15 protein-coding genes and 1 tRNA gene are annotated in these 17235 nt (G+C 43.7%); 8 read left to right on the forward strand and 8 right to left on the reverse strand.

What is annotated here, in order from left to right; all coding sequences use genetic code 11:
• Positions 1 to 254 precede the first annotated feature (254 nt).
• The 4 genes from EO95_RS07220 to EO95_RS07235 all read left to right on the forward strand — a co-directional run bounded on the left by EO95_RS07220 (position 255) and on the right by EO95_RS07235 (position 6344).
• The gene (locus EO95_RS07220) at positions 255 to 2270 is read left to right on the forward strand and encodes a hydantoinase/oxoprolinase family protein (protein WP_048133548.1); all 2016 of its coding nucleotides are present in this window, start codon (positions 255 to 257) and stop codon (positions 2268 to 2270) included.
• 161 nt (positions 2271 to 2431) lie between these two features.
• Entirely contained in the window at positions 2432 to 4360 is a 1929-nt protein-coding gene (locus EO95_RS07225) for a hydantoinase/oxoprolinase N-terminal domain-containing protein (RefSeq protein WP_048133549.1), read from the forward strand.
• Positions 4361 to 4512: 152 nt separating this feature from the next.
• Complete coding sequence (locus EO95_RS07230) at positions 4513 to 5298, forward strand: winged helix-turn-helix domain-containing protein (RefSeq protein WP_048133550.1); 786 nt, start codon at positions 4513 to 4515, stop codon at positions 5296 to 5298.
• Between the two features lie 257 nt (positions 5299 to 5555).
• Positions 5556 to 6344: a winged helix-turn-helix domain-containing protein gene (locus EO95_RS07235; RefSeq protein WP_048133551.1), complete on the forward strand. Its 789-nt coding sequence runs from the start codon at positions 5556 to 5558 to the stop codon at positions 6342 to 6344.
• 352 nt (positions 6345 to 6696) lie between these two features.
• Here the strand turns inward: EO95_RS07235 and EO95_RS07240 are convergent, their stop codons facing one another.
• The 8 genes from EO95_RS07240 to EO95_RS07275 all read right to left on the reverse strand — a co-directional run bounded on the left by EO95_RS07240 (position 6697) and on the right by EO95_RS07275 (position 14064).
• A complete protein-coding gene (locus EO95_RS07240) occupies positions 6697 to 7110 on the reverse strand; it encodes a cell surface lipoprotein (protein ID WP_048133552.1) in 414 nt (137 codons plus the stop codon).
• 108 nt (positions 7111 to 7218) lie between these two features.
• Positions 7219 to 7836 carry a hypothetical protein gene (locus EO95_RS07245; protein WP_048133553.1) on the reverse strand — a complete coding sequence of 206 codons (618 nt, stop codon included), beginning with the start codon at positions 7834 to 7836 and terminating at the stop codon, positions 7219 to 7221.
• 239 nt (positions 7837 to 8075) lie between these two features.
• On the reverse strand, positions 8076 to 8543 hold the full coding sequence (locus EO95_RS07250) for a hypothetical protein (RefSeq protein WP_048133554.1): 468 nt from the start codon (positions 8541 to 8543) through the stop codon (positions 8076 to 8078).
• Between the two features lie 133 nt (positions 8544 to 8676).
• The gene (locus EO95_RS07255; RefSeq protein WP_048133555.1) at positions 8677 to 9168 is read right to left on the reverse strand and encodes a hypothetical protein; all 492 of its coding nucleotides are present in this window, start codon (positions 9166 to 9168) and stop codon (positions 8677 to 8679) included.
• Between the two features lie 229 nt (positions 9169 to 9397).
• Positions 9398 to 10048 (reverse strand): hypothetical protein, encoded by a 651-nt coding sequence (locus EO95_RS07260; RefSeq protein WP_048133556.1) that lies wholly within the window; start codon positions 10046 to 10048, stop codon positions 9398 to 9400.
• A 10-nt stretch (positions 10049 to 10058) separates the two neighbouring features.
• On the reverse strand, positions 10059 to 12686 hold the full coding sequence (locus tag EO95_RS07265; RefSeq protein ID WP_082105964.1) for a VWA domain-containing protein: 2628 nt from the start codon (positions 12684 to 12686) through the stop codon (positions 10059 to 10061).
• Positions 12625 to 13344 (reverse strand): hypothetical protein, encoded by a 720-nt coding sequence (locus tag EO95_RS07270; protein WP_048133557.1) that lies wholly within the window; start codon positions 13342 to 13344, stop codon positions 12625 to 12627. Before EO95_RS07270 ends, EO95_RS07265 begins: the two co-directional genes overlap by 62 nt.
• Positions 13345 to 13992: 648 nt before the next feature.
• Positions 13993 to 14064: transfer RNA gene (locus EO95_RS07275), tRNA-Arg, on the reverse strand.
• Between the two features lie 171 nt (positions 14065 to 14235).
• Between EO95_RS07275 and EO95_RS07280 the strand changes: the two genes are divergently transcribed.
• From EO95_RS07280 to EO95_RS07295, 4 genes are all read left to right on the forward strand, one after another.
• A complete protein-coding gene (locus tag EO95_RS07280) occupies positions 14236 to 15420 on the forward strand; it encodes a redox-regulated ATPase YchF (protein ID WP_048133558.1) in 1185 nt (394 codons plus the stop codon).
• A 113-nt stretch (positions 15421 to 15533) separates the two neighbouring features.
• The gene (locus EO95_RS07285) at positions 15534 to 16208 is read left to right on the forward strand and encodes an undecaprenyl diphosphate synthase family protein (RefSeq protein WP_048133559.1); all 675 of its coding nucleotides are present in this window, start codon (positions 15534 to 15536) and stop codon (positions 16206 to 16208) included.
• 6 nt (positions 16209 to 16214) lie between these two features.
• Positions 16215 to 16748 (forward strand): DUF5817 domain-containing protein, encoded by a 534-nt coding sequence (locus tag EO95_RS07290; RefSeq protein ID WP_048133560.1) that lies wholly within the window; start codon positions 16215 to 16217, stop codon positions 16746 to 16748.
• A gap of 55 nt (positions 16749 to 16803) precedes the next feature.
• Positions 16804 to 17043 carry a hypothetical protein gene (locus EO95_RS07295; protein WP_156164008.1) on the forward strand — a complete coding sequence of 80 codons (240 nt, stop codon included), beginning with the start codon at positions 16804 to 16806 and terminating at the stop codon, positions 17041 to 17043.
• The last annotated feature ends 192 nt before the right edge of the window (positions 17044 to 17235 follow it).

Consider the following 17235-nt stretch of genomic DNA (forward strand, 5'->3'; position numbering starts at 1 on the left):
AGAAATTGTTTTTTCCAGAAAAAGATAAGAAGTTCTGAAATCGGATATCCATTTAGCTACTACATGTTTAACAACTATTCAGATTAAAATAATAATAACAAGCTTTAACCAGCCGGAATCTGACCATGAGCCAGAGCCCGAAAACTGGCCAGGTTGTTTAATAGTATCTTAACAGAAACATTACTAGAAACTAATAACTTTCCGAAACGCCTGAAGAAGCCGCTATCCAATTCACAAAAGAGGTAAGTAAGAAAATGCACTTCAGTCTTGGAATCGATGCAGGGGGCACCTATACTGATGCCGTTATCATAAGGGATTCTGATGGAGAAGTAGTTGAGGCGAGCAAAGCTCTGACGACCTACCCCGACCCCCTGCCGGGAATGAAAAATGCAATCGACAGACTGGACCCCGGCTATCTTAAAGACATAAAGCTCGTATCCGTCTCCACCACCCTGTCCACAAATACGATTCTGGAAAACACCGGATTTCCGGTAGGGCTGATCATGATCGGAGACTATGTGATCCCGGAGAAACTTCCAACAGACTACTGGGTAGCAGTCTCAGGCGGGCATAACAGCGATGGAGAAGAACTAAAAACCCTGGACCTTGATTCAGTAGAAGAATTCGCCCTCAAAGTACAGAATAAAGTTTCTGCTTTTGCGGTTTCTTCGTATTTCAGCAACCGAAATCCCGAGCACGAGCTTGCCGTCAAAAAAGCTGTAAAGGAACTTACCAGGCACCCGGTTGTTTGCGGCCATGAGTTGTCCCAGGATCTTGGAGCCTATGAAAGGGCCATAACTGCTTTTCTAAACGCTCAGCTAATCCCGATTACCCATAAGTTTATCCAGTCAATAATCAAAGAATTTGAAAGCCGCGGGATCAGCGCAAACATGCTGATGCTAAAATGCGACGGGTCAGTAGTTGGAATCGAAGAGGCTCTGGAAAAACCCATTGAAACTATCTTTTCAGGGCCTGCCGCGAGCCTTGTGGGGGCCTCTCACCTCAGCAGGCTTGACACATGCGCTGTTATTGATGTTGGGGGCACGAGTACGGACGTAGCCATGATGCAGAACGGGCTCCCACAACTCAGCAGCGCAGGTGCGGTAGTCGGAGGCTGGCAGACCCGTGTAAAAGCTATCCGTATGGAGACCTCAGCAACCGGAGGAGACAGCCATATATGGCTTAAGGGCGACCGGATAAACTTAGGCCCCCGCCGGGTTATTCCTCTCTGCAGGGCTTCTGCTATATATCCCGAATTCAGGGAGAAACTTAAGCATAACAGGGTAGCAAAAGGTTATCTCTGTGAAAACATCCAGGTAACGAAATTTTTTGTTCGTACGGATTTCAGGCCTATTGAGCTGAAAGCAGGAGAACGGGAGATATACAGGCATATCGGAAAAGAGCCTGTTTCCTTCGGAGACCTGCTAATAGCACTGAAAAAACGCCCCTCGCCTTCAATGCTCGATTCACTTATACAGAAAAGGCTGATTCAGGCTATAGGTTTTACACCCACCGATGCCCTGCATGTCCTTGGGGAATATACCGAATGGGATGTAGAAACTGCAAGGATAGGGGCTTACATGCTCGGAAGGCCGCTGAAGCTAAGCCCGGAGGCTTTCAGTGCTGAAGTAAAGCGCAGAGTTGCGCACAACATTGCCGAAGATCTTATCGCATATCTGATAGAAGGAATGCCCAGGTCCGAGATTGACAGAGTACTTATGGGAAAGAACTTTACGCGGTTTAGAATAGAAATTCCTGTGGTCCTTCTAGGAGGGCCTGCATGGGCATATGTGGAAGAACTGAGTAGACTGATTAATGCCGGGTTCATAGTTCCCGAACACGCTGATGTTGGCAATGCAGTTGGCGCCCTTGTTGGGAAAGGAATCAAAAGGGCAGAGATTCTCATAAAAACAAGACTTGTTTCCAGGTCAGGGGAAGAAAAACCTGAAGATGATGAGGAATACGGCATAGCTCCGGAGAGTGAAATTATAGAAAGTGCTCTTCGGCAAGAAAAGAAAAACGAGTTTATTGTATTTTCCCCTTCAGAAAGGAAGAAATTTGAAATATACGGCGAAGCTCTGGAATATGCAGAAAAGCTGGGGAGACAGCTTGTCATGGATTACATGATCAGTGCAGGGCTTGAAAAAGAGGACATAAAGATAGATGTCAGCAGGAAGCACCTGGCGCCCAGCGGCTGGACAGATGTGCCTCTGGAAACAAAACTTGTTTTTGTAGGGGTCGGCGTTCCGAAAAACACAGTAACAGGCTGAAAGGAAAAGAATAAAACAAACTTTCGTGATAGAAATTTATAAGCAGGGATATATATATCTGAAGCAATATCTTAATACATCCGGCTAAAAAGAGAAATGAATACAGCTAAAAAAAGATATAGATTACTTAAAATAGAGTAAAAAATGGGGCTGTTTTGACAATGCAATATAGTCTGGGTATTGACGCAGGTGGAACATACACTGATGCAGTTATCTTAAGGGATTCGGACAGCCGGATCCTTGATACAAGCAAAGCGGTTACCACCTATCCGGACCTTATGACCGGAATTCGAAATGCAATGGATAAGTTGAATCCGGAATACCTGAAGAAAGTAAAACTTGTGTCGGTTTCCACAACTCTTTCAACAAATACCATCCTGGAAAGGACAGGGTATCCTGTGGGCCTGATCCTTGTAGGAGATTACACAATCCCCAAGGAACTCCCAGCCGACTACTGCATTACGGTGAGAGGCGGACATGATAGCAACGGAGAGGAACTCCACCCGCTTGACATAACTGCGGTAGAACAGTTTGCTGTGAGTATGAAAAAGAAAGTCTCTGCATTTGCCGTTTCTTCCTATTTCAGTACCAGAAACCCGGAACATGAGCTCAAGATAAAGAATGTAATCCTTAAACTGACAGGGCATCCTGTGGTCTGCGGGCATGACCTATCCCAGGAACTGGGAGCCTACGAAAGGGCAGCAACCGCGGTCCTGAACGCCCAGTTAATTCCCATAACCTATCAGTTTATCCATTCAATTATCGCCGAAGTAAAGGAAAGAGATCTTGATGCGAAGGTCCTCATGCTGAAATGTGACGGCTCAGTCATAGACATAAAAGGAGCAAAACTGCGCCCCATCGAAACGATATTTTCAGGCCCTGCTGCAAGTATTATGGGAGCCTCACACCTTTCAGGACTTGACACATGTGCCGTAATCGATGTAGGCGGGACAAGCACCGATGTATCTATAATAGAAAACGGAATCCCTAAACTTTGTGAGAGAGGCGCTATCGTGGGAGGCTGGCAGACCCGGGTAAAGGCTATCAAAATGGAAAGCTCTGCAAACGGGGGAGACAGCCATGTATGGTTCAAGAAGTGCGTGAGGATAGGCCCAAGGAGAGTCATGCCCCTCTGCTTTGCTGCAGTAAAGTACCCCAATTTCAAGGAGAAACTTGAAAAAAACCCGGTACCCCTTAGAACCATGCTCAATGAGCATATCCAGCCAACAAAGTTCTTTGTCAGCACTGGTGTTACACCCATCAACCCCACCGAAAGTGAGAAGAAATTACTGGAAGTTATAGGAAACGAACCTCTTTCCATTCATGATATCCTAAATAAAATGAAACGTTTCCCCTCTCCTGCAGTTCTCGACTCACTGATGCAACAGCGGCTGATCCATGCAATAGGCTTCACACCTACGGATGCCCTCCATGTCCTTGGGGAATATACGGAATGGGATGTCGAAACCGCACAGATAGGAGCCAAAAAACTTTCCCGCTTTACTCAGATGGGGGTCCATGCCTTCTGCAAAAAAGTGAAGCAGCAGGTTGCCAGAAACATGGCTTACAGCCTGATGTCCTTTATTATGGAAGGAAGGGGAAAAGACGGAATAAAGAAGATGCTGGAGGGAGAAGTCCCCGCCCAGTATAAGATAAATATCCCCATCGTCCTGCTGGGAGGGCCGGTAAAAGCCTATCATGAAGAACTGAAGGCTCTGATTGATGCAGAAATCATAGTCCCTGAACAGGCTAGAGTAGGCAATGCGGTTGGAGCCCTTGTGGGAAAAGGAATCAAAAGAATTGAAATAACTATAAGGCCCAATTTAATGGAAAATCCGGACCAGAATTTTCTGGTGTTTACCCCGGCTGGAAGGAAAAAATTCGAGCAGTACAGGGGAGCAGTGGAATACGCTCACAAGGTCGGAGAAGAACTTATTCTGGATTCAATGAAAGATTTCGGGCTTCCGGCCAGCTCAATAAAGATAGACACCAGCATAGAGTATCTCTCTCCACCCGGCTGGAAGCATACGCCAATGGAGACAAAGATGACCTTTGTAGGAGTCTGTGCACCTGGTTTTTCAAAGGATTAAAATTGACAATTCTGTATCCCCGTGTAAAAATGATTGACTTGAAAAACTCCGGAGAAATGCGGAAGTTGACATTGAACAGCCAAGAAGCAGCCTGCCGGGAAAAAGGATCGGCGGCATATAGCAAGATAGTACACCACAGGAAGTAAGGAGATATGGAATCTTCACTTATTGATCTTGTTTTCCGCTCCGATAAAAGAAAAAACCTTCTTATACTGCTGGATGGAGGCTCAAAAAGCATTGATGAGGTCAGGACAGAACTTGATGTTACCGCCACGTCGATTCTTCCACAGATAAAGAAACTCATAGACAGTGACCTTATAGTGCAGGAAGACAGGATGTACAAACTCACAGTGCTGGGAGAGTTTATCATCAAGAAGGTAAAGCCACTGATAAGTGCCCTTGAAGTCGTGGAAAAAAATAACTGTTACTGGACAAACCACGACCTGAACTCAATTCCCCGCCATCTTCTGGAGCGAATATCCGAGCTTGGAGACTGTACCCTTGTCGAACCCGACCTGAATCACATATATGAACCATCTCCAAAAATAATAGACAGTATGGTCAATGCAAAGCGAGCTTCGACCCTTGCTTCTTATTTCAATCCTGCCTATCTACCTCTGTATGTTGAACTCGGAAGAAAAGATGCCGAGATTTCTCTGAATTTCACACAGTCAGTCTGGGACCATCTCTCAAACGAGCACTCAAATATGATAAAAGAAGTAATGGGCATGGATAATGTAAGTCTGTATGTTTCCAAAGAAGGAGTAAAAATTACAGAAATTACAGTAACTGACAGAATAATGCTCCTGGGGCTCTTCGATAAGAATGGGAAATTTGACCAGCAATTTATTATGAGCTTTGAGCCCAGCGCTCTTCGGTGGGGCCAGGAATTATTCGATTATTTCAAAAGGCTTTCCAGGCAGGTAAAAGAGATCTGATCTGAAGAAGACCCATAAAAGAGAAAATATGCAGATGAACCCTACAACTAATAAAGATAATGAAAAATAATTATATTAGTAATCCGTTGCATAAAAAAATGGCAATTTTCGATCTGTCCCCGCGCTCATGCTCTGAAAGCCAATCTATGGAAAGAATATCAATTTTGCGAGTAAAGCATGACAGGTGCACAGATTCTGGGTATAGAGATATATACAATGTTAGATATAATAAGATGAAAAATAAGAGAGGGAATTAGATGGAGTCATCATTACTGGATGTTCTCTTTCTTTCAGAAAAAAGGAAAAACCTCCTTCTACTGCTTCTGGACGGACCAAAGAACATCGAAGAGATTAAAAATACACTCGATGTGCGCTCAAGCCCCATAATGACCCAGATAAAGATCCTGATGAAGCAGGACTTAATTGTCGAAAACGACCGGCTCTACAAACTTTCCAGTATCGGAGAGATTCTTGTCCCCAAGATGAGAGCAATCCTTGAAACTTTTAATGTCTTCGATAAAAACCACGATTACTGGATAAACCAGGATATGACGTCAATTCCTCCTGAATTCCTGGATAGTATCGGAAAGCTTGGAGACTATAGTGAAGTAAACCCTGACCGAAACCATGTGTTCGAGTACCCAAAAGAAGTCGTAAAACACCTTTCCGAATCCGAGAAGGTAATGATCTCATCTTCATTTTTCCTTCCGATTTATCCTTCGCTCTGTATAGAGCTTGCAGCAAAGGGTACGGATATTACACTTGTATTCACGGAGTATGTTTATGACAGGATGCTCAACGACTACAAAAAAGAGCTTGAACATTTCCTGAACTTAAAATACACTAAACTCTATGTCTGCAACAACAATAATATGAAAATCGCATCAAGCATAGTTACAGAGAAATTTATGGCCCTATCCCTCTTTTGCAATAGCGGGATCTATTACAACCATAACCTGGTAAGTTTTGACGACAGCGCACTTAAATGGGGAAAAGAACTTTTTGACCATTATAAAGGCATGGCAAGGCCGATTACAAGGGTCTGAGAGGAATCTCACCTCCATTAAAATTCCAGATTAAATAACTCTTTAAACAGATCAGCGTTTAAACAGATCAGCTCTTAAAAGGTACTGCCCCCGCAAGCAGTAGAAGGCTCCTTTTCCGAAGAGAGCTTTAAGAGAGCTTTCTTAAAACAATCCTGTAATGCTTTTTTTTTCATATGGGTTCATAAAAAGCCTGATACTTCGGCCTGTGAACGGGTAGTATGACGGTCATTCATCTGTAATCATTACTGGTTAATCCTGAAACTCTGCCTCATAAAACTTTGCCCGACCGCGCAGAAGACGGATATCAATAGAAAAAAAGCGGTGTTTTTAAAATAAGGGAGAAAAGAGGTTCTCAGTTCACCCTGATAGTTACGTTCATTTCCGGAGTGTCTTTTATAGTGAAAAGGTAGGTCCCGGGAGTGTTAAAAGTATAGCTATAAGGAACACTGTAAGCCATTTCCTGATCAGAAAAGAGTCCTTCTTCACTTACAAGGACATAGGTCCCCTGCCTTTTGCCGCTCCACCAGGAAACTGTGTCCCCTGCCTGGACATCCAGTTCTGAAGGCCTTATTACTTTATAATACTCAAGGCGGACAATATGCTCCTCTCCAGCCCCTAAGGGCACATTTTCTTCCTGCTCCGTTACACCGGCTTCCGGAGCCGGAGTATTGGATTCATCAGTCACAGGTCCCGTATCTTTCCCAGAACAACCTGAGGAAAATAAGAACACAAACACCAGAAGTAAAACCAGAATTTTTCCTTTCATGAATATCACCATCTTTTAGCCTTTATTTATAAGGGAACTGATATTCATTATCTTTTTGATAGACTTAAGAAATTAGTGAGAAAGAAGCGGGAAAAACAAGGAATAAGATCAAAAATTAGATAGAAAGTAAGGGAATTTCAGGAGTTTTAAACCAAAAAATTCGGTACAAAAGATAAAAGAAAAAATACAGGGTGCAGGGCTCCCACCTTCAATACCACATTCCCCAAAGACTGCGCCAAGAACAATTGCACGACCGATTTCAAGGGTACCGGATTCGGGTTCGATGCTGGTAGGAGAGAGGAGATACTCGTCTTCGGAGTCGGAAAGCCCGTCCCCGTCAGTATCTTCAGAGAAGGGGTTCGTGCCAAGTTCATATTCTTCCAGGTCGTCAAGGAAATCATCATCGCTATGTTCTGTGGTCGGATCGCTGAATAGTTGGAAGTATTGTTTGCCGTTATACTCGACGAGTTTGCCGGCTTCTTCCCCGTCAAGCAGCCCGTCCCCATCAGTATCCGAATTATTGGAGTCGGTATAGTACCAGTTGCCAAGCCCGTCCCTGAAACCGGTGGTTTCCGTGATGTCGGGAATGCCATCATCATCTGTATCTGTTGGCTCGATTTCTTCAGAGATCGTCCGGAAGACGTCAGGCAGGTCTTCGGCAGTCGAAACGGAGAAATACTGTCCGCCTGTGGCCGTTGCAATGCCTGTGAGTAAAGCGGTGTCCACATCGCTACCAAGGCCGACGGTGTAGACGGTGATGTTGTTAGCGATTGCCTGCTGGGTGTAGGAATCACTGTAGGAGCACTACTTATCTGGTGTGAATAAAAAAGAGATTGCAGATCCAATTTCAATTGAAGTTGAATCTGTTTGTTCAATTTGCAATACATAGGCTTTTAGTCGTGAAGTTGGCCCGAAAGTGCCTGAAATCCGAAGGTCCTTACAAAACTCTTTTTTAAATCAAAATATCAGTTTTCCTTTTTGACTTTACGAGCATCCAGACGCCCTTCAGCTTTTACATAGTCACCAATTTTGAGATCCGATTTTTTGGGGATTTGTACTGCGACAAAAATCCCGCAATCGACGATTCCATGCTTGTAACCTGTTGCCTCTTCATCGTACCAAATACCGTCCTTATAATACTTGTAAATTATTGGGAAAAACTCCTTTATTTCTCCTGACAACCTGCAATGAGCTTCAAAATGCTCTGTAGAAACAATATTTTTTTCTCCACAATTTATTATATCAAGTTCAGTTGTCATTAATGACAATTGTATCTCCATCATTTCTCCTTTCACAAAATCTCCTTCAGTAAGGTAATCAGAAATGAAACAATTCAGTTTAAAGGTATTTATTCCAATTACGATTTCCTCTTCATAGGTTTCTTCATTTTTATCTACTTGAAGAATTTTTACATTCACTCCATATTGTTTCATAGTAATTATCCACCATATTTTCTTCCTGGATTCCCAAAATTTAAGCGCATGTATCTATTCTATAAGCATATTAACTCGATGTCAATAGAATTTTTGCACCTAAAAAGGGGCAGAAGTTAGGTTTATCGTGTAATTAATCATCTGCGTGCGCAGTCATTACTCTACCAGGGCTTATACCAGTTGACCTATCACTTACACCTACACTAAACGGTGCTAATACTCCATTTTTATCGGGGAATTCTTTTGTATATGTTATGCGATCTCCGGGGACATATTTGGTGACCTGCCCATCTTTCATTGTCTCATAAATCATTTGTTCAACCTTTTCTAGTGGTACTGGTCCAAATTTATCTCTTATTTGCTGCAATCGTTTCTCTCTAATAATATGCAACCACCCCCATGAATTTTCAAGTCCTTCTCCAAGCCATGCAAGTCTTCCATCGCAAGCCCTCAAAACACCCATAGTTTTTTGTAAGTCGACTCCTCGTTCAGCTAATACTATCAAATCATCTACATGTGCCCCAAGGTTCAAATTCAGTAATCTCGTAGCTGCATTGTCAAACAGAACATCAAGAATAACCTTTTTCGCCTGATTCAGTGGCACATACTTAAGAAGTGGGACCACTACTTTCTGGACGTCATTGAGCTTCGAAGAATACTTCCCGAGGAAAAGAGTGAGTGCTGCCCCTGTTTTTACTCCATCTCCTATACCTGATAAAGCACCTGCCGCATTCAGGGCTGCACCAAGCTCGTCACCATTAATTAGAGCCTGTACCGCATCCCGTAGCGTACTTTTAATAAAATGATATACACCGGGTAAGGGTAAACAGAATATTTTCTGTAACCCACAATCATCAATTTATATGCAGCCACCAATATTTGGCAGGGGCAAATGGTTCATAAGAAGGGTATTCGTCAAGACCCATACATTTTAAAATGTCATCAAGGTCCTTTTTGAAAATATTATCCATTTCTTGGACTTTGTTCTTTAATCCTTCAATGTTGAGTTTTCCATCCAAATATTCAAATAATATTTCTATATACGTTCTAACGCTAATTAGTATGTCAAATTCATACTCATCAGCAAAAAATAGTCCTTTATTCCTATTGAGAAAATATTCTTTATATAATGGATCGAGTTCTTCGTTTGCCCTAAAAATATCTTTATATTTTTGAAAATCCGAGAAATATTCTTCGTACGTACCAATTAAGCCCTTTAAATCATTGTAAAGAGGATTTAAAAAATCCTCTTTATAGTCTTTCTCATAAGCCTTAAACTCTTCATCTATTTTTGATACTTCTCTCTCAAATTGGCTTGTGTTACATCCTATTTTCCCAAGAGAATCTAATATCCAGAATATTCCTTTTCTATTGTATAATGGAAAAAATGGAGTTTTAACTCCATAGGGTCCCACTTTTTTTGGATCTGTTTTCATTTCAGTTATAGAATCCCGATAATACTCTAGATATCGTCTAAGCGCATCTAAGAGATACTTTTTGTCCATTTATTCACCTTCATATAAGCCGAATAAATCTGTTTGGATTGTTATCTATTTCCTTGGCAGCTCTTATAAACAGGGTTGCAATCTGGCCGTCTTTATTTCCTGCTACGAATTTTCCCGTGGAACGTTCGTACACCCCTAATGTGCCATGCAAAGTATCATAGTATTTTTCCACACCGACTTGTTCATTGATCAGTGCCATCGCCATATCAACATACTGTTGTTTCCCAACTAGATCAGACGGATTTCCGCTTAAACTGAGTTTTTGCCCATGTTTTGCAAAATGATAATCCAGATTCGCAGCTGATCCTATATTTCCAGGTGACCAAACACCTGTATACACTTTTTCCAGTAAAGTTCGGACTTTATTCAGGTCCACGCCTTTATCGAAAAGTTTTATGAGCGTATCGACTGAAACGCTGTGAGCAGTATGCAAAGCAGAAGCTGCATCATCACACAGGGAATCCATTACTTTTAATGCAGTATAGGGCGGCAAATCATCAAGAACTTTACTCAGTACTTTACAGACCTCAAAGATTTTTGTGGGATATTTAGAAACGAAGAGACTGATGGCTGCACCTGTTTTCACCCCGTCTCCTACACCTGACAATGCACCTGCGGCATTCAGGGCAGCGCCCAATTCGTCACCGTTGATGAGAGCCTGCACAGCATCTCTTGCATCAGCTACAGCCCCGGCAACCGGAACCAGTGAAAAGCCAATCCAGCCCACAAGGTAGTATGCAGAAGATGCGATCTCACTATCAACAAACCCAGCTAAACTTCCGCCTTCAATGCCGCATTCCCCGAAGACTGCGCCAAGAACGATTGCGCGGCCGATTTCAAGAACTCCGATTTCGGGTTCGATGCTGGTAGGGGAGAGGGGATACTCGTCTTCAGAGTCGGAAAGCCCGTCCCCATCCGTATCTTCAGAGAAGGGGTTCGTACCTAGTTCATATTCTTCCAGGTCGTCAAGGAAATCACCATCGCTATGTTCTGTAGTCGGATCACTGAATAGTTGGAAGTATTGTTTGCCGTCACAATTGGCGAGTTTACCGGCTTCCTCCCCGTCAAGCAGTCCGTCCCCGTCAGTATCAGGATTCTCAGGATCAGTGGTGTACCAATTACCAAAGCCGTCCCTGAAACCGGTGGTTTCGGTGATATCGGGGATGCCGTCTCCGTCGGTGTCGGTTGGCTCGATTTCTTCAGAGATCGTCCGGAAGACATCAGGAAGGTCTTCGGCAGTTGAAACGGAGAAATACTGGCCACCTGTGGCAGTTGCAATACCTGTGAGCAGAGCGGTGTCCACATCGCTACCAAGGCCGACGGTGTAGACGGTGATGTTGTTGTTTATTGCCTGCTGGGTGTAGGTATTGCTGTAGGTGCCCTGACCGTCGGTGAGCAGGATTACCATCCAGGCGTGTTCGGAATCCCCGGAATTGATAAGGTGGCTGTTTGCGGTGTTCATACCGGCGCCGATGTTCGTTCCGCCGGAGGCATCAAGGCTGTTTATGGAAGAATTTACGGCATCGAAGTCGCTGGTAAGGGGACGGATAAGCCTTGAATAAGAGTCAAAGTCGACGACTCCTGCCCGGTCCCCGGGGAGGAGAGCCCCAACGAAGTTCTTTGCAGCGGTTTTCCGGTAACCGTAGGGGTCGTTCCAGCTCATGCTGCCCGAACTGTCCATTGCAAACATGACGTCCACATAGACCACATCGACTCCACCGCCTCCTCCCCTGCCAAGGTTCATCTCGGCGTCGAAAAGGGCGTTCCAGGTAGGGACATAGAAGATCGCAAAGGTCGAGAAGTGGGACGTGAGGCCTGTTACGGTATGGTTTGCCGGGTCAACAGTGGATTCCACGGGCTCGAAAGTGCCGGCACTCTCATTGAAATAAAATACGGACAGGTTTGCCGGGTCAGGCACTTTTGCAGGGTCGTAGGGGATTGTTACCTGTGCATTCTCAAAAGTCCTGTTCTCCAGGCTCAAGTCCACAACAGGGCTCACAAGTGCCGAAACGTTGGTAAACAGTTCCGAGGTTTCCTCGTATATGACAACTTCTTTTGCAAGGTCTCCAGTGCCCTCTATTTCGACCATGACTCCGAGTTCGTCATCAGTCAGGGAGGAGACATAAGTTTCATTCCCGTCAGGTATCCCATCCCCATCGCTGTCAGGGTTCAGGGGATCGGTCCCGAGGCGCAATTCACTGTCGTCGGAAAGCCCGTCGTTGTCAGTATCCGGTAAAAGCGGATCTGTACCCGAGGAATTTATCTCAAAGCCGTCGGAAAGCGTGTCTTCGTCGCTGTCCGGGTTCAGGGGATCGGTTCCGTACTCCTGCTCTTCCAGGTTAGTAAGGCCGTCCGAATCAGGGTCTTCCTGCGCATCAGACACTCCGTCTCCGTTTGAGTCCCCTAAATTTACATCTGTCAGGAGACCCAGTTTCATAAGTTCGAAATAATCTGAAAGCCCGTCGGAGTCCGTATCCTCTTCAAAGGGGGAAGCTCCTATACGGGACTTTACAAACGCAGGTAGCTGGCCACCAAGCATTTCCATCCCGTCAGAAATCCCGTTTCCGGCCTCGTTTTCAGGGGTCATGGTTGAGTCGGAGTCGGGGTTCAGGGGGGTCAAAGCCCAGCAGGTATTCATAAGATTCCGGCAGCATGTCCCCGTCCAGCAGGAGAGTTGCCGAGTGCACCCGGCCAGCGAGATCGCTTCCTGAAACAGTAATATTAGCGGGGCCTGTAAGGTTCAGTTCGGTAGAGAAATTCCCGTTTTCCAGAGGAAGAACAGAAGTTATTCCATTGAAGGTAAGACTGATATCGGAAGTTATTAGAGTGTCAACAAAACCCGAAACATCAACAGTTCCGGAGGAAAACGTGTCATCGGAAGGAGAATTAATCGTAATAAAAGGAGATTCGTCTTCTATCCAGAGCGTAATCTGGCTTCCGGGAACACTCCGCATTTCAACTTCAATATTAATGTCGTTTTCAGGTTCAAGAGATATACTCTTCTGGATCAAGTCTACGTTCTGGTTGAAGTCTGCCGGCCCGACTACGGGGACCCCGTTCAAAAAAATAAAAGAACTGCTGCTTGTATTTATTGCTCCGTCACCGTTTCTGATACAGAGGGTATAATTCTCATGAACATGATCCAGTGAAAAACTATCGTTTACTCTAACGGGTTTTCCATCCTCTCGTTCAAATTGTGCAGGCCCGTAGACTGTTGAAGCCATTACTGCGGGACTGAAAATAGAAACCATTATTATCGCTGCTAGTGCCAGCGCAGAGAACGCATTGGGTTTCATTCTTGTTGCTCCGGTTATACAAAAAAATCTTATAGTATTGAGAACTGCTGCAGAGACTGTTTTATGAAATTTACATCAAATCTCGAAAAGTTTTATATGTTTTAAGCATAAAAAGTATCGTAAGATATTTTAAATAAAAATAGTTTTTGTTAATAAAAAGAAAAATAATTACCATTTAAGCAATTCTTATAAAAAAATAACACGGATTTGTTCAAAAAAGATAAATACTTAGATAAATAGAAGTAAATACCGTCTTAAAATTCAAACAAATTTTACAATTGAATAACTGGTGACGTTGATTTTAAATTCAAACCGTAAATCATTTCGAAATCCATGCACATATAATCTTAAGGAACTCCCTGATTAATTGGCAGGTACTATTCCGAAATGACTGCAAATATGATCTCACGTTTTATCTCGCCCTCAGCGCAAGGTTTCCCTCGCCTGCGTACAGTTGAAAAAAAACTCAATAATCTTGCTGGGAGCTTTAATACCGAGATATCAACTACATAGCGAAGACGACCAAATCAAAAGATCCGGTAAAAAAGTAGTAAAAAGAATAGCAGGGTACAAAAAGTCATAAGAGACAAAAATCCAGATGAACATGCGGTGAATAATCAAAGAAGAATAAATGAAAATAAGAATTTACGTCCCGACTGAGACTTGAACTCAGGTCTAAGGCTCCGCAGGCCTCAAGGATATCCACTACCCTATCGGGACGCAAGCGAGTACCATTGATAAGCACATTCTAGCATATAAACTTTGTTACTCAAGATACGGCTGAATCTGCAATGCATCTGTCCGTTTTCCCTGAAAATTGAGGAAAAAACCCTGTTTCTAAGGCTTCAATATCAATAAAGATTAAATGCAACAAGTTCGTTTTTATAATTTATGTCGATGACCATAGGCCTTGCAGGAAAGCCCAATGCGGGCAAGTCCACCGTCTTCAAAGCAGCTACCCTCGCAGATGTTGAGATTGCAAATTATCCCTTCACAACTATAAACGCCAACCACGGTGTCACATATGTTCAGGCTGAGTGCCCCTGTAAAGAGAAGGAAAAAACATGCGGAAAGTGTGTGGACGGAATCAGACATGTTCCGATTGATATCATTGACGTTGCAGGGCTTGTGCCGGACGCATGCAAAGGGAGAGGACTTGGAAACACTTTCCTGGACGAGCTCCGGCAGGCTCAGGCAATCATTCATGTTGTAGATGCCTCGGGCGGGACAGACGCTGAGGGCAACCCTGTAGAAATAGGAGACCATGACCCTCTTGAGGATGTAGCTTTCCTGAACAGGGAAATTACCATGTGGCTCTATGGAATTCTGGAAAGGAACTGGGTGAAGCTTTCCAGGAAGATCCAGGCAGAAGGGTTAAAGCTTGAAATCGTAATTTCAGAACAGCTTGCGGGGGCAGGGATAAAGGAATCTCACGTAAATGCTGCCTTAATTGACACAGGGCTTGCAAGGGTGGATCATATAAAATGGACTGAAGAAGACATGATCCGGCTCTGTGATACTATGAGAGAGTTCAGTAAACCTCTCCTTATCGCTGCAAATAAGGCAGATATTGCCCCAGGAGAAAACCTGAAAAAACTCAAAGAACTTGACAGGATAGTAGTACCTACGAGTGCAGCAGCCGAACTGGCTTTGAAATCCGCTGCAAAAAGTGGAATAATCAAGTACACGCCAGGAAATGGAGACTTCGAGGTGCTTACGGAAGATCTTACAAATGCCCAGAAGAAAGGGCTTGAAGCCATCCATAAAGTAGTTGAACGGCTTGGCACCACCGGGGTTCAGGAGTGCATAAACAGGACTGTCTTTGAACTTCTGGACCTTATTGTAGTATATCCCGTAGAAGACGAAGGAAAATGGTCCGACAAAGTAGGGAATATGCTGCCAGATGCTTACCTTATGAAAAGAGGTTCTACCTGCCATGACCTTGCATACCAGATCCATACCGAGATAGGAGATCGTTTCCTGTATGCTGTGGATGCAAGGACGAGACTCAGACTTGGTGAAAAACACGAGCTGAAAAATGGGGATGTAATCAAAATCGTCTCTACTGCAAAATAACTGGTTGTAAAACGAGCCTAAAAAACTGCATACCTGAGAAAAACCTGAAACCGGATAAAAACAATGAGAAATAAATACCAGGCCATTTAAGGCTTTTTTAGGATGAATACTCGATGGATCTGCTTTCTTTTGGTTATCCCCTCTATGAGAGGTACCTGGCCTGGCAAATAACGAGGTCAACTACAAAGACCCCGGCGCATGTGGCTATCATACTCAAGGAAACCGATCTCCTTGACCCTAAAGGAATGGAAAAACTTCTGGCCGCGCTTCTCACGTTTAAAAAGTTTAAGGTAGAACTCGTGAGCATTTATGTTGATATTCTTAAGACTGATCAACCGGTGAAAACCGAGCTTGCGTCAACACTTGGAACCAGATTGGAAGAAAGTTTCATAGATCTTCTTTCCGGAACAGGTTATGAAATATATGGCCTTGAAGGGGAAATACAGAGCAGCCGGCGGGGCAGGGATTTTTTTGTATATGTATCACTTGGTTTTGGAGGAAGAGGGGAAATCACCAGGTCTGTACTTTCTATACTTGAGGAGATCAAGGCGGGAAGTATCAGACCGGAAGAAGTAGACGAAAAAATGCTTGAATCACACCTCCTTGTCAAGCATGAACCTGATATAATGATCCGTTCGGGAGGGCAGAAACTTTCGGATTTCCTTGTCTGGCAATCCGTATATTCGGAACTCTATTTTACGGATGTCAACTGGGAAGATGTACGAAAAATAGACCTTATGAGAGTGATAAGGGATTTTCAGAAAAGGCAGAGAAGGTACGGAAGGTGAGAAGAGATGGAGTTTGGAGAAAACCCCGGAGACTCACGTTATGTTGTGGTAGTGTGCCCTAAATGCAGGCAGCAGGCCCAAATAACAGAGACCGGGAAGAAAACCCTTAGATGCCAGCACTGCGGAGCCCTCCTGCAGGCGCGAAAACTCAGAATATTCGGCTCTTTCGAAGAATTGTCCGAAGCTGTGGACTTCAGAACTCGCTTGCAGGCTGAACTTTCCGGAAACGGAAAAGAAACTTTTTCCCTGAAAACCTTTCCGAAAGAAGCCGGAAACTCAAACCCCGGAGACCAGGCCCTGAAAGGAACAGCTCAACCGGGACCCGGAACTTCTTCTGGAAGCACAGCCGCGAAAAAAGACCAGAAATCGATCCTCAATGAGATCCTTAAGGTTTCGGATGGGAAAATCGGAATTGAAGAGTTTTGTGAGAAAGCTATGGAAAAAGGGATAAGTCAGGAGAAATTTGATTTAATTTTGAAGAAACTTCTGGAAACAGGAGAGCTTTATTCTCCCGAACCTGGAATTGTAAAGCTGGTGTGAACTACCCGCTAAATCTAAAGATTTAACGGGCTTCCGGATTCATACTTCCGGCCAATTGCCAGTAAATCCCCAGGCTCATCCCCTACCTGTCATATCCAGTAAACCGGATATGCTGAGGAAAAGGGGTCTTCCCACCTTAGAGATAAAAGAAAAAGTTAATAAAGAGATTGTTAAAGAACTTTTTGTTGTCTGGAAAATGATCTTTTCCGAGATTTTCAGCAGCAGTTATTGTCAACTACCCGCTAAATCAAAGGATTTAACGGGTTTCCTGCTGAGGTTTTATGAAGTTGAATAAGACAAACTTATATTAAGTACGAAAAGATTTACTATAATTGAGTATTTAAAAGCAGGATTGAATCCGTTTGGAGCAAGCAAGAAATAGCCAATTATATTCAAAAATAATTATACTGAACCGGAACTCACTGAAAAACTCATTGAGGCGTCCCGGAAAACTACTTACTGAAACTTCTACTGAAACCACTTAAAT

Origin of the sequence: Methanosarcina sp. 1.H.T.1A.1 (assembly GCF_000979295.1) — an archaeon.
GTDB lineage: Archaea > Halobacteriota > Methanosarcinia > Methanosarcinales > Methanosarcinaceae > Methanosarcina.

Bases quoted from the DNA above. Each gene is read 5' to 3' on its own strand.
- EO95_RS07265 (WP_082105964.1), bottom strand. From the start codon at position 12,686: ATGAATACCTGCTGGGCTTTGACCCCCCTGAACCCCGACTCCGACTCA.
- EO95_RS07270 (WP_048133557.1), bottom strand. From the start codon at position 13,344: ATGAAACCCAATGCGTTCTCTGCGCTGGCACTAGCAGCGATAATAATG.
- EO95_RS07285 (WP_048133559.1), top strand. From the start codon at position 15,534: ATGGATCTGCTTTCTTTTGGTTATCCCCTCTATGAGAGGTACCTGGCC.
- EO95_RS07235 (WP_048133551.1), top strand. From the start codon at position 5,556: ATGGAGTCATCATTACTGGATGTTCTCTTTCTTTCAGAAAAAAGGAAA.
- EO95_RS07290 (WP_048133560.1), top strand. From the start codon at position 16,215: ATGGAGTTTGGAGAAAACCCCGGAGACTCACGTTATGTTGTGGTAGTG.
- EO95_RS07280 (WP_048133558.1), top strand. From the start codon at position 14,236: ATGTCGATGACCATAGGCCTTGCAGGAAAGCCCAATGCGGGCAAGTCC.
- EO95_RS07260 (WP_048133556.1), bottom strand. From the start codon at position 10,048: ATGGACAAAAAGTATCTCTTAGATGCGCTTAGACGATATCTAGAGTAT.
- EO95_RS07220 (WP_048133548.1), top strand. From the start codon at position 255: ATGCACTTCAGTCTTGGAATCGATGCAGGGGGCACCTATACTGATGCC.
- EO95_RS07250 (WP_048133554.1), bottom strand. From the start codon at position 8,543: ATGAAACAATATGGAGTGAATGTAAAAATTCTTCAAGTAGATAAAAAT.
- EO95_RS07225 (WP_048133549.1), top strand. From the start codon at position 2,432: ATGCAATATAGTCTGGGTATTGACGCAGGTGGAACATACACTGATGCA.
- EO95_RS07240 (WP_048133552.1), bottom strand. From the start codon at position 7,110: ATGAAAGGAAAAATTCTGGTTTTACTTCTGGTGTTTGTGTTCTTATTT.
- EO95_RS07230 (WP_048133550.1), top strand. From the start codon at position 4,513: ATGGAATCTTCACTTATTGATCTTGTTTTCCGCTCCGATAAAAGAAAA.